We start from the raw sequence: 12,634 nt of genomic DNA on the forward strand, positions 1-12,634 counted from the left end.
CCTTCACCCGCACCGGTCGAAGCGCCCGAGACGCCCGCGGTCGAGTCCGACGATTCCGGCACGCGAGCCGGTATCGACCACGACCATGACTGGGATTGGGACAACGGGCGGCGCAGCAAGAACCACAACGTCATCCTGCGCTTTGCCGACGCCAACGTCGGCCCGGACGAGGTCGTCGATGCCGTCATCTCCATCGGCGGCTCCGCGACCAGTGCCGGTACGGTGCGCGAGGCGGTCGTCTCCATCTTCGGCAACACGCACGTCACCGGACCGGTCGGCGACGGCGCCGTCGCCATCTTCGGCGACACCTACGTCAACAGCCGCGTGAAGGGCGACGTCGCGGCGATCTTCGGCGACGTCGAACTCGGCCCGCAGGCCGACGTCAGCGGCGAGGTGGTCGTCGTCGGCGGCACGCTGAAACGCGACCCGGCAGCGAATGTCCATGGCGGCACCCAGCAGGTGACGCTGCCGGTCGACATCCACTTCGACTGGCTGCGACCGTGGATGAAGCACTGCCTGTTCCTCGGCCGGCCGCTCGCGCTCGAACCCGGCCTCGGCTGGGCCTGGGGTCTCGCCATCGGCTTCCTCACGCTGTACGTGCTGCTGGCGGTGATGTTCTCCGGCGCCGTCGAGAAGTGTGTGACGACGATCGAAACCCGTCCGGGCGCCACGCTGCTGGCGTCGCTGCTGACGCTGATCCTGACGCCGGTGGCGACGATGGTGCTGCTCGTCACGGTGGTCGGCGTCGCGCTGGTGCCCTTCTTCTGGATCGGCCTGTTCATCGCCGGTCTGTTTGGCAAGGCAGTCATCCTCGCTGCACTCGGCCGCCGCCTGACGCGCTTCGCGAGCATCTCCAGCCCGATGGCCGACTACGCCATCGCGGTGGCCATCGGCGGCGCGATCATGCTGGTGCTGTACGTGATCCCGGTCGTCGGCTTCATCGCCTACAAGGTGCTGGGCATCCTCGGACTCGGCGTGGTGGTCTACACCCTCGTGCTGACCGCACAGAAAAAGCGCGAGGAAGCGGCGCTGAACGCAGCGCCAGCCGCCGCCGTCGCGGGTGCGCCGTTCGATCCGGTCGCGAGCACATCGCCGGGCGCCGAAGCGTCGGCGGCACCTGCGGTCGAACCCGCACCTTTGGTGCCCGATGCCACGCTGCCGCGCGCCGGCTTCTGGATCCGCATGGCCGCCTTGCTGATCGACATGATCCTGGTGGGCATCATCTGCGGCGTGCTGGAACTCGACCGGGCCAGCGACGGGCTGTTCCTGCCGCTCCTCGCCACCTACGGCGCCGTCATGTGGAAGCTCAAGGGCACCACCGTCGGCGGCATTCTCTGCAACCTGCGCATCGTCCGGGTCGATGGTCGCGAAGTGGACTGGGCCACTGCCATCGCCCGCGCGCTCGGCTGTTTCCTGTCGCTGGTCGTCGCGGGCCTGGGCTTCATCTGGATCGCCGTCGATCCCGATCGCCAGGGCTGGCACGACAAGATCGCCGGCACGGCCGTGGTGCGCGTCCCGAAAGGCAGGTCGCTGGTGTGAGTCAGGTTTCGTAGAATCCACGCGCCGTTCTTCCGGAGCAGCGCGTGACCCGCGATCCCTCATCGACTTCTTCCAGCCGTCCGCAGATCCAGGCCCACGTCGAGCGCCATCTCGGCCCCGTCACCCGGGCCTTTCGCGAAGGCGACATCGACATCCTGTGCGTCGATGCCGCCTTCGATCGGCCGGTGCACATGCTCGTCACCGCCGGCATGAGCGATGCGGCGATGACACCGGCCCGCAAGGATGCCCCGGACCGTATCGAACTCATGATGACGCTGCCCGAGCAATGGAAGCTCGATGGACTGCAATCGTCCGATCCCCGCTACTGGCCGATCCGGCTGCTCGCTGACCTGGCGATGTCGCCGCGGCAGACCGGCCGCGCGCTGGCCTGGGGCGACACCGTGCCGAATGGTGATCCGCCCGCGCCCTACGTCAGCGATACGAAGCTGTGCGCGGTGATCATCGCGCCGTCGCTGCTCGTGCAGAAGGAGTTCTATGCGCTCGACACCGGCCGGCACCACATCGAGTTCTACGCCGCCATCCCGCTCTATCGCGAAGAACTCGACGCCCATGCCGAGCACGGCATGGAATTCCTGCTGACGCGGATGCTGGAACACCGCGTGAACGATCTCGTCGACGTCAAACGTCGCAACGTGATGAAGAAGCGCTTCGGGCTTTTCTGATTCTGTCTGTGGGGCGGGCTTCAGCCCAGTGACACTGCGTTGACGATTTTCTGCATGAATCGCCTCTGATCCCCTCCTCCGCGCAGCGGGGGAGGGTTAGGGTGGGGGCAGTGAGAATTGCGCAGCCTTCTCAAACAACCCCCTTCCTGCCCTTCCCCCGCTGCGCGGAGGAAGGGACGCACAATTCGATCTCATCTCAAAGCCTTACATATAGAAAGAAGCGCTACTGCGGCGGCAGTGGCAGCCCCTTCGGCCACAGCAGCCACATGCGACCCTGCTGCTTCATGCGACCGGCAGACTCGCCGGCGGCAGGACCGAAGCCCCAGAACAGATCGCCGCGGTTGACGCCGCGGATGGCGCCGCCGGTGTCCTGCGCCAGTACCAGGCGTTTCAGCGGTTCGGTCGAGTTCGGCTGCGTAGTGGCGAGGAAGACCGGCGCACCGAGTGGCACGAACTGCGGATCGACGGCGAGCGAACGGCCGCCGGTCAGCGGCACGCTGAGCGCGCCCTTCGGGCCTTCCGCAGGGTTCTCGATCTTCTCCTCGCGGAAGAACACGACGCTCGGATTGGCGTTGAGCACTTCCTGCTTGCGTTCGGGATGTTCGTCGACCCAGCGACGGATCGATTGCGCCGAAGCCTGGTCGAGCGTCATCTCGCCCTGGTCGACGAGATAACGCCCGATGGAACGATACGGCTGGCCGTTCTGGTCGGCGTAGGCCATACGCACCACGCTGCCGTCGGCAAACTGCACGCGGCCCGAGCCCTGCACTTCCAGAAAGAACGCATCAACCGCATTGTCGACCCAGACGAGTTCCTTGCCCTGCAGCGACGGCTTGCCCGCGATCTCCGCACGTGTGTAGTACGGCACGACCTTTCGGCCCTGCACGCGGCCGCGCAGGCGCTTGCCCTTGAGCTCGGGAAACAACTCGGCGAGGTCGATCGTCAGCAGATCGTCGGGCGGCGCGAACAGCGGCACCGCAAACGCCGCAGACGGCTTGCGCGAGCCGCGCAGCAGCGGTTCGTAGTAGCCGGTGATCAGTCCCGTATCGACCACCTGGTCCAGACCCGCGCTCTGCACGATGCGATACGGCACGAACCGGGTTTCGAAGAACTGACGCGCGTTCGTCGAGGGCACGGCGGCGGCGCACACGCCGGACCACTCCGGCTTCGACGCCAGCGCGCGGCAGCTTTTCAGGAACGCATCCCAGGCCCACTGCACCTGATCCTGCTGCCAGCCGTCGACCTTGTCCCAGGCCACGGGCTCGTACAGCACTTTCGGCGGCGTCGCGACCGGCGGCGGTTGCTGTTGCGGCGTGCTCACACAGCCATGAATGAACGCCAGCGTCAGCGCCAGCAGCGCAAGTCGTACGACTCTCGTCATCGGTATTTCCGTTCGCAATCTCGAGCGCGGAGTATGCCCGCCCGCCTCGCTCAGATCGATTCGCGACTGGCCCAGGTCGCGACCGACCCTTCATGCAATGCTGCGTACACTTCATCCCGCAGCACGTTTGCCTGCGCGGATGTCAGCGTACGACTCACATCGCGGATGACGAGACGCAGCAGCACGTTCTTCTGGGTCGATGCGATGCCCAGTCGTCGCCGTGCTGCGAGGGACAGATCGAGCCACGGCGTTTCGGCGATCACCCGAATCTCTTCGAGCGCATCGCTGCGTTCGCCGAGCACAGCGCGCACGCGATCGCCCAGTTCTTCCGCCGTGACCGCGGCGGCCACGGCAATCGAGAGATCCCGCTGGATCGCCGGTTGCGACGACACCGGACGCCACGGTTCGAGGTCCAGCATCTGGCGCGCGACGCGCGGATCGTCGGAACGCAGCAGGCGGATGTCGTCGATGCCCTTGCGCAGCATGAGCAGGCGATCGAGCCCCAGGCCCATGGCGAGTCCGCCGTAGTTCGCCCCGAGTCCCGCCGCCTGCAACACTGCCGGCGCTGCGAGGCCGCACTCCAGAATCTCCACCCAGCGCTCGTCGATGCGCGCGTGAACCTCGAGCCCGTGAATCGTGTAGGGATGCGTCGCGGGTTCCAGCCGCAGTTCGGCGCCCGGCAGCAAGGCCGCCGCGACCGTGTGAATCATTTCGGTGAGATCGTCCTGCTCCAGTCGTCCGCGACGAACCCGCCACAGATCGAGCTGGTGCGGCTCGCCGACGTGCAGCCGATCGATGCAATCGCGCCGGTACGTGAGTCCGGGACAGGCGATCAGCACATCGGGATAGTCGGCGGCGGCGATCATGCGCAGCGCGCCCGGAATCATGGCTGACGTCTGGGTTCGCAGCAGTCGGTCGGCGCTGAGATAGCGCGTGTAGCGCGCATCCCGCGCCGCACCTTCCGCCGGATATTGCAGCTCGTCGTAGTTGGCGGAAACAGATACGAGCGGCGGCGCACGATAGACGATCGCCTCGCAACTCCACCGGCGGCGCAAGGCGTCGATCGCCTGCTGCACCAGCAGCTGCAGGGCGTGCGGCCCCCAGGCCGCGTCGGTGAGATCGCGAACGGACAGCGCGCGGCGATAGCTCGCGGCATCCAGGGTGCGGATTTCGAATGGCGTTTCGACGGACAGGGACATGACACACCTCGACTACGGCTGAAGTTCGGAACGTGCTGCGAATGCAGCGGACGAACGAACCCCCGCGCCGGTCTCAGGCGGTCAGGCGTTCAGCGAGGCGGGAAAGAAGGATCCAGCGCGCGCGACCGGAATGCCCGATGCCTGAAACAGGCCGGGGGCCGGTAAATCGAAAGGTGTGCACGCGAGGTGACATGGCCCGAATGTAGCGGAGCCGCACCGGCCGAGGCAAGCCGTCAATGGGGACGGAAGTCGATCCGGTGATCGCTCGGGATACAGAAAATGTCGATGGGATTGGAGCGACCGCGCAGCACCATGGGCGGCAGCGGCAATGCCTGGACGTCGACGCCGAAACCGTCGAGCGCCGTCATGACGGCCTGCGAGAACAGCATTTCGCCGGCACGCGCGCGCTGCGCCAGTCGCGCCGCGACGTTCACGGTGTCGCCGATGATGGTGTAGTTCATGTAGGACGCCGACCCGACGTTGCCGGCGATGACTTCGCCGACGTTGATGCCGATGCCGAGCCCGGTTTCGATCTGATGCGTCGTCTTCCAGCGATCCGCCAGCTGGCCGAAGCGGATCAGCATCTGGCGCGCCGCCAGCACCGCACGCTGCGGACCGTCGGCCTGCTCCACCGGCACGCCGAAGCCGACGAGCAGGCAGTCGCCGGCCATGCTGAAGATGGTGCCGTCGTACTCGAAGCTCACGTCGACCAGCAGGCCGAAGAATTCATTCAGCAGCGCGACGACTTCAGCCGGCGCCAGACGTTCCGACAGCGCAGTGAAGCCGCGCATGTCGGCGAACATCACCGATGCAGACACGCGGGCATTGGCGCCAGTGAGCACGGAGTCACGCAGATCCGGATTCTCGAGGATGCGGTCCGCGACCTTCGGCGAGATGTAGCGACGGAAGGCCGCACGGATGGCCTCGCGCTGCTTCACCTCCGCGGCCAGCTGCTGGGCCACCAGTTGCCGGCGCGACGCGGCGGCACGCAACAGACCATGTACGCGCACGAGGAATTCCTCGCGGCGGATCTGGTGGGTGAGGAAGTCATCGACCCCGGCATCGAAGGCCACCAGTCGCGATCGGGCAGTGCGGGCCAGCGCCACGACGGGGACGGATACGGTCGCCGGATTGGCCTTGAGCACACGACAGATATCGGCGAGCGAGCGCGCATCGCCTTCGATCGAGACCACGATCAGGTCGGGCGTGCGCTGCGCCACGCTGGCAATCGCGTCATTCGGGGAGACAACATCGTCGACATTGATGTCCGAGCCTTCCAGCATCCGGATCAGCAATGCGTGATTCTCAGACCGGTCACCGACGAACAGGGCTCTGAAAGAGCTCGGCATCCTCACTCACTCCCGCTGACGGTGTCGCCTGGTTCTGCGTCAGACTTCGGCACCGCGCGCCCGCAAGCTTAGTTCTTTATCAGGCTGGCCACAAACTCCTGCACGGCCAGCGACTCGAGCCGCGCGCGATCAGCGAACAGTGTCTTGATGGATTCGCTCTGCTTCGGCGAGAAGTGCCCGATCACTGCAGCCTCGAACTTTCGTCGCAACACGGGGATGCCTTCGGCGCGGCGCTTGCGATGGCCGATGGGATAGTCGACTGCCACGCGCTGGGTCGCGGTTCCATCCGTGAAAAAGACCTGGACCGCGTTGCCGATGTAGCGCTTCTCGGGATCGAAGTATTCCTGCGTGAAAGTCGTGTTTTCCATCACGAGCGTCCGGCTGCGCAAGGCATCGATGCGCGGATCGCCGGCCGTCGCGGCTTCGTAGTCTTCCGCCGTCAGGCGGCCGAAGATCAGCGCCACCGCGACCATGTACTGAATGCAATGATCGCGGTCGGCCGGATTCGCCAGCGGCCCGGTCTTGTCGATGATGCGTGCGCCCGATTCCTGGGTTTCGATGACGATGCGGTCGATGCGGTCGAGCCGCTCGCGTACCTGTTCATGCAGCGCCATCGCCGCCTCCACCGCCGTCTGGCCGTGAAATTCCGCCGGATACGAAATCTTGAACAGGATGTTCTCCATCACGTAGCTGCCGAACGGCTGCGGATACGAGAGCGGCCGACCGTCGAACAGCACGTCCTGGAATCCCCAGGTCGGCGCCGTCAGCGCCGACGGGTAGCCCATCTCGCCGCTCATCGCCATGAGCGCGAGGCGCACGCCGCGACTGGTTGCATCGCCCGCAGCCCAGCTCTTGCGCGAACCGGTGTTCGGCGCATGACGATATGTTCGCAGAGCGCCGCCATCGACCCAGGCATTCGAGAGCGCGTTGATCACCTGATCGCGGGTGCCGCCGAGCATGGCGGTGACGACGGCCGTCGTCGCGATACGCACCAGCAGCACATGATCGAGACCGACGCGGTTGAAGCTGTTCTGCAGCGCCGTCACGCCCTGGATCTCGTGCGCCTTGATCATGGCCGTCAGCACGTCGCGCACGGTCAGCGGCTTCTGTCCCTGCAGGACGTTGCGTCGCGAAAGATAGTCGGCGACGGCGAGAATGCCGCCGAGATTGTCGGAAGGATGACCCCACTCGGCCGCGAGCCAGGTGTCGTTGAAATCCAGCCAGCGGATCATGGCGCCGAGGTTGAACGCCGCCTGCACCGGATCGAGTTCATACGAGGTACCCGGCACGCGCGCGCCGCCCGGCATCGTTGCTCCCGGCACGACCGGACCGAGCAGCTTGGTGCACGCCGGATACTTCAGCGCCTGGAATCCGCAGGCGAGCGAATCCATCAGGCAGTAGAACGCAGTCTCGTACGCATCATCGCTGTCGATGCGATACGACAGCGTGTAATCGGCGATGTCGACCAGCACTTTGTCGGGCGCCGGTCGCTGGGCGGAGCGGAAATCCTGCGACATCACTGCATCATTTTCTCTGGTCGAGCGGCACGAACTTCAGGTTTTCCGGACCCGTGTAGTTCGCGCTCGGGCGGATGATCTTGCCGTCGATGCGCTGTTCGATCACATGGGCCGACCAGCCACTCGTGCGCGCGATCACGAACAGCGGCGTGAACATCGCGGTCGGCACGCCCATCTGGTAGTACGAGACGGCGGAGAACCAGTCGAGGTTCGGGAACATGTTCTTGGCGTCCTTCATCACCGCTTCGAGACGCTCGGCGATGTTGAACATCTTCATGTCGCCTGTCTCCTGCGCGAGCGAGCGCGCGACTTCCTTGATGACCTGGTTGCGCGGATCGGAGATCGTGTAGACCGGATGCCCGAAGCCGATGACGACTTCCTTGTTCGCTACGCGTGCGCGGATGTCCTTCTCCGCGTCATCCGGATTCTCGTAGCGCTGCTGGATCTCGAACGCCACTTCGTTCGCGCCGCCGTGCTTCGGACCGCGCAGCGCACCGATGGCGCCGGTGATCGCGGAGTACATGTCGGAACCTGTACCGGCGATGACACGGGCGGTGAACGTCGATGCATTGAACTCGTGCTCGGCGTACAGGATCAGCGAGGTGTGCATCGCATGCACCCATTCATTCGGCGGGCGCTTCTGATGCAGCAGGTGCAGGAAATGTCCGCCGACCGAATCGTCGTCGGTCTCGACGTCGATACGCCGGCCCGCATGGCTGTAGTGATACCAGTACGTGAGCATCGAGCCGAGGCTGGCGATCAGCCGGTCGGCAATGTCGCGCGCGCCGGCGAGATGGTGATCGTCCTTTTCCGGCAGCACGCAGCCGAGCGCGGACACGCCCGAGCGCATCACGTCCATCGGATGGCTCGCCGCCGGCAACTGCTCGAGCACTGACTTGACGGCCGCAGGCAGCGAACGCAGCGACTTGAGCTTGGCCTTGTAGCCGGCGAGTTCGGCGTGATTCGGCAGCTTGCCGTAAATCAGCAGGTAGGCGACTTCCTCGAACTCCGAGGTCGTCGCGATATCGAGGATGTCGTAGCCGCGGTAGTGAAGATCGTTGCCGCTGCGCCCGACGGTACACAGCGCCGTATTGCCGGCCGGCACGCCGGAGAGTGCAACGGATTTCTTGGGCTTGAAGCCCGCAGTCGGCTCGCTCATCACGCGTCCCCCTCAGCTCACGAATGTGCGGGGATCGTACCGGTATTCGCAGCCCGCGGCGACCGGCGGGATACGCGTAAAAAGAGCGGGGCGGCCGCGGCTTACGCCAGGGCCGCCCTGCGTGATGGGCCGATAAGCAATCGCGATCAGTTCGTCGCGACTTCGATGCGGCGCGGCTGCGCCTTCGCCTGCTTCGGAATGGTCACTTCGAGAATGCCATCGCGACCCGTGGCGCGGACCGCCGCTGCATCGACGGTGTCGGGCAGCGTGAAGCGACGATGGAAGCGACCCTGCGGACGCTCGCGCCGGCTGCGCTCGACATCGGCACTGGCAACTTCGGCGGGACGTTCGCCGCTGATCGTCAGCACGCCCTGATCGAGCGTGATGTCGATGGCGCTGGCGTTGACGCCGGGAACGTCGAGCTTCAGCACGAAGCGGTCGGCGTATTCGAGAATGTCTGCGGACGGAATCCAGTCCGCCGTCGCAGAAGAGCCGACGTCGGCATTCGCCGCGGTCTGCGAATCGAAAATCCGGTTGATCTGGCGATGCAGATGATTCAACGCATCCCAGGACGATTCATAGCGAGCAAGTGCCATGGTGCTGGCCTCCGAAGAACAGTGATGGATGACGGGTCACAAACCCTGTTGCCCCCTGAATAGGGACCGCCCGAAACCTTTCAAGGGCGGCAATCGCGGAGGCTCGGGTACACTGCGGCGAACACGTTTCGCGGAATCGTTCATGCAGTCAGCGTCCCGTATCGCAGTCGTTGCGGCCATGTTGATCGCCGCATGCCCTGCCCTGGCGGCCACCTATGACGCCCACTTTCGCGTCGAAGCGCAGCCGGCTTCGGGCAGCCTGCACGTCGAACTGAAGCTCTCCGGAGAAAAGCTGCCAGGCAAGATCGTCTTCACGATCGATCCGCGGCGCCATCGCAATTTCACGTCGACCGACAGCGTCGAAGTTGCGGACGACACCGTCACCTGGCGCCCGCACGGCAAGTATTCACGCCTGTATTACGACTTCGTCGTGAATCACGAACGTTCGTCGGGGCGTTTCGATTCGTTGATGACCAGGGACTGGGCGCTGTTCCGCGGCGACCGGCTGGTACCGAGCGCACGCGTCACGGCCGTGCGCGGTCTCGAATCGCGTTCGACACTGGAATTCCAGCTGCCGCAGGAGTGGACGGCCGTCAGCGCTTACCCGATTTTGCCGAGCGGCCATTTCCACATCGACGATCCCGGTCGCCGCTTCGACCGGCCGCGCGGCTGGATGCTGATCGGCAAACTGGGCAAGCGCAGCGAACTGATCGGCGGCGTACAGACCATCGTCGCCGCGCCGGCCGGCGACAGCGCCCGGCGTCAGGACATGCTGTCGTTCCTGAACTGGAATCTGCCGCACCTGCTGAATGTGTTTCCGGACTTTCCGCGGCGACTGCTCGTCGTCTCCGCCGGCGATCCGATGTGGCGCGGCGGCCTGTCGGGTCCGTCGTCCCTTTTCATTCACGCCAGTCGCCCGCTCATCAGCGAGAACCGCACCAGCACGCTGCTGCATGAGCTGGTGCACGTCGCGATGGGCCTTCATGGCGACGAGGAAAGCGACTGGATCGTCGAGGGCTTCGCCGAGTACTACTCCCTCGAAACGCTGCATCGCTCCGGCGGCATCGGTCAGCAGCGCTACGAACAGGCCATGCAGCGGCTGGAAAAGTGGGGCCGTCGCACCATCAATCTGTTCGATGCGAAGTCCTCGGGTGCGACGACCGCACGGGCGGTGATCGTGATGAAGGAGGTCGACAGCGAGATCCGCTCGCTCACCAGAGACAAAGCCAGTCTCGACGACGTCGCACGTGAACTGGCGGCCCGCGGCGGCGAAGTCACCCTGGAACGACTGCAGGCGACGGCGCAGAAGATCGCGGGCAAGCCGCTCGAATCGCTGGAACGGGCTACGCTGTCCGGGCAGCCGTCGAAGCCATCACCAGTTCGGTGATCTTGATCGCGGTCTCCAGCGCGCGCAGTCCGTCCTCGCCGGTCACCACCGGCGCCGACTTCTCGCGGATCGCCTTGAGGAAGGCCGCGATTTCATCGCGCAGCGCATCGCCCTGTTCGTAGGACTCTTCTTCGATCGACACCTGCGCCGGCGACTCGACCGGCGCCGCATCTTTCTTGCGGATCACGGTCAGGATCTTCTGCTGCATGTCGATCGACAGGTAGGCGTCGTCCTGGAAGATGCGGATCTTGCGTTCCTGCTTGAGGCTCACGCGGCTCGCGGTGGTGTTGGCGACGCAGCCGCCGCGGAAGCGGATGCGCGCGTTCACGATGTCGATCTCGCCCGAGAACACCTGCGCGCCGACCGCATCGATGCTCTCGATCGGCTGGCCGACGAGTTCCTGGATCAGGTCGATGTCGTGGATCATGAGATCGAGCACCACGCTGACATCCGTGCCGCGCTGCTTGAACGGCGCGAGGCGATGCGATTCGACGAATCGCGGCGTGTTCAGCTTGCCGGCGGCGGCGACGATGGCGGGATTGAATCGTTCGAGATGTCCGACCTGCAAGACGCAGCCCTTGCGAGCGGCGGCGGCGACCATTTCACGCGCCTCGGCGACGCTGGTCGCAATCGGTTTTTCCACCAGCACATGAATGCCGCGCTCGAGCGCAGCCATCGCAACCGCGTGATGCAGCGGCGTAGGGACGGCGATGCTGATGGCATCGACGCGATCGAGCACGGCGCGGTAATCGGTCAGCGCCTCGACGCCCAGTTCCGCCGCGACCTTCTGCGCCGATTCGGCACTGGCATCGACGACCGCCACGAGCTGCGAGCCTTCGAGCTGTCGATACTTCTGCGCGTGGAAGCGGCCGAGATAGCCCACACCGATCACTGCGGTTCTCACTGGCGTTCCCGTGTCGCTGCTCATGCCTGTCCCCTACACGTAATGGCGATGCGGATGATAGCGGCACCGCCGGCCTGCAGTTGCGGCGAAGAGGCCAAGCCCCCAAGATGCGCGCGCCCATCGAACAGACTCCAAGCGTCGCGACCGTATGACCCGCAGCTCCTCCGCCGAGAATCCATCGAACGCCCATCGCCTGCGCTTCGAACTCATCGCGGCCAGCCTCCTGCTCGCCTTCGGACTGTTCGTCCTGCCCGCCCCGGTCTACTGGGTGGGCAGCACGTTGCTCGGTCCTTACGGCAAGGATGCAGGCATGGGTACGTTCTACGGCGATTTCTTCGGCGACCTCGCGATCGGTGGGATTCGTGCCTGGGCGTTGGCGCTGGGGCCGCTCATCATCGTGGAGATCGTGCGGCTGCTGTTCCTGCGTCGAGCGGGCCCGGATTCGTCCGATGCTCATGCTGCGCCGCCGCAGACGTCCCCTCGTCGCGACGCAGAGGGCCGCCGCGTCGAACCACGCGTCAGCCTCGACTGACTGGAAGATTTTCCGACACGCACAAATCCCTCTCAGGGAAGCGTGATCGCTTTCACATTTTCAGAAAGTGGTGTCTGAGCCGTGTGATGCGGCAGGTAAGCTCCGGCACACAACAAGCAGATTCGCTGATCTTTTTTCGGGAAGACGATTATGTGGTTCGCCAGATTGTTCGGCGGACGGGACGACGGTAGCGACGATGAGTTGCCTACCGCGACAGCGCCGCAGCGCCCTGTCGGTAATCCATCCGCAACGGTTTCAAAACAACCCGTGCCGGTCCAGAACGGCGCAAAAGCCGCGCCAAAGAAACCCACGAGCTTCGATCCCTACAACAGCGGCTCGTTCGAGCGTCACAAGGCCTGGGAGCGCATCGGGCGACGCTGAACATCCT

General features: G+C 65.1%; 12 protein-coding genes. 5 read left to right on the forward strand and 7 right to left on the reverse strand.

All coding sequences use genetic code 11. From position 1 onward, the window contains the following. A partial coding sequence (locus V7D81_RS00755) for an RDD family protein (RefSeq protein WP_324313825.1) occupies positions 1–1,539 on the forward strand: 1,539 nt, incomplete at its 5' end. A gap of 44 nt (positions 1,540–1,583) precedes the next feature. Next, a complete protein-coding gene (locus tag V7D81_RS00760; RefSeq protein WP_324313826.1) occupies positions 1,584–2,222 on the forward strand; it encodes a suppressor of fused domain protein in 639 nt (212 codons plus the stop codon). 223 nt (positions 2,223–2,445) lie between these two features. Here the strand turns inward: V7D81_RS00760 and mltA are convergent, their stop codons facing one another. The 6 genes from mltA to V7D81_RS00790 all read right to left on the reverse strand — a co-directional run bounded on the left by mltA (position 2,446) and on the right by V7D81_RS00790 (position 9,423). Beyond that, entirely contained in the window at positions 2,446–3,603 is a 1,158-nt protein-coding gene (mltA, locus tag V7D81_RS00765; protein ID WP_324313827.1) for a murein transglycosylase A, read from the reverse strand. A gap of 50 nt (positions 3,604–3,653) precedes the next feature. Further along, positions 3,654–4,802 (reverse strand): PheS-related mystery ligase SrmL, encoded by a 1,149-nt coding sequence (gene srmL, locus V7D81_RS00770; protein ID WP_324313828.1) that lies wholly within the window; start codon positions 4,800–4,802, stop codon positions 3,654–3,656. Positions 4,803–5,035: 233 nt separating this feature from the next. Then, the gene (locus V7D81_RS00775) at positions 5,036–6,151 is read right to left on the reverse strand and encodes an adenylate/guanylate cyclase domain-containing protein (protein WP_324313830.1); all 1,116 of its coding nucleotides are present in this window, start codon (positions 6,149–6,151) and stop codon (positions 5,036–5,038) included. Positions 6,152–6,219: 68 nt separating this feature from the next. Next, a complete protein-coding gene (locus V7D81_RS00780) occupies positions 6,220–7,668 on the reverse strand; it encodes a bifunctional 2-methylcitrate dehydratase/aconitate hydratase (protein WP_324313832.1) in 1,449 nt (482 codons plus the stop codon). A 7-nt stretch (positions 7,669–7,675) separates the two neighbouring features. After that, positions 7,676–8,827 (reverse strand): bifunctional 2-methylcitrate synthase/citrate synthase, encoded by a 1,152-nt coding sequence (gene prpC, locus V7D81_RS00785; RefSeq protein WP_324313833.1) that lies wholly within the window; start codon positions 8,825–8,827, stop codon positions 7,676–7,678. A 146-nt stretch (positions 8,828–8,973) separates the two neighbouring features. Beyond that, the gene (locus V7D81_RS00790; protein ID WP_324313834.1) at positions 8,974–9,423 is read right to left on the reverse strand and encodes an Hsp20/alpha crystallin family protein; all 450 of its coding nucleotides are present in this window, start codon (positions 9,421–9,423) and stop codon (positions 8,974–8,976) included. Positions 9,424–9,565: 142 nt separating this feature from the next. Here V7D81_RS00790 and V7D81_RS00795 point away from each other — a divergent pair, with 142 nt between their 5' ends. Continuing rightward, positions 9,566–10,810 (forward strand): hypothetical protein, encoded by a 1,245-nt coding sequence (locus V7D81_RS00795; RefSeq protein WP_324313835.1) that lies wholly within the window; start codon positions 9,566–9,568, stop codon positions 10,808–10,810. Here the strand turns inward: V7D81_RS00795 and V7D81_RS00800 are convergent. Continuing rightward, positions 10,767–11,738 (reverse strand): Gfo/Idh/MocA family protein, encoded by a 972-nt coding sequence (locus V7D81_RS00800; protein WP_442958324.1) that lies wholly within the window; start codon positions 11,736–11,738, stop codon positions 10,767–10,769. The two genes, V7D81_RS00795 and V7D81_RS00800, sit on opposite strands and share 44 nt — an antisense overlap. A gap of 124 nt (positions 11,739–11,862) precedes the next feature. Between V7D81_RS00800 and V7D81_RS00805 the strand changes: the two genes are divergently transcribed. Continuing rightward, positions 11,863–12,246 carry a hypothetical protein gene (locus V7D81_RS00805; RefSeq protein WP_324313837.1) on the forward strand — a complete coding sequence of 128 codons (384 nt, stop codon included), beginning with the start codon at positions 11,863–11,865 and terminating at the stop codon, positions 12,244–12,246. A gap of 150 nt (positions 12,247–12,396) precedes the next feature. Beyond that, on the forward strand, positions 12,397–12,627 hold the full coding sequence (locus V7D81_RS00810) for a hypothetical protein (protein WP_324313839.1): 231 nt from the start codon (positions 12,397–12,399) through the stop codon (positions 12,625–12,627). Positions 12,628–12,634: the final 7 nt, after the last annotated feature.

The organism is Povalibacter sp., from assembly GCF_036735925.1.
In the GTDB taxonomy this organism is placed as follows: domain Bacteria; phylum Pseudomonadota; class Gammaproteobacteria; order Steroidobacterales; family Steroidobacteraceae; genus Steroidobacter.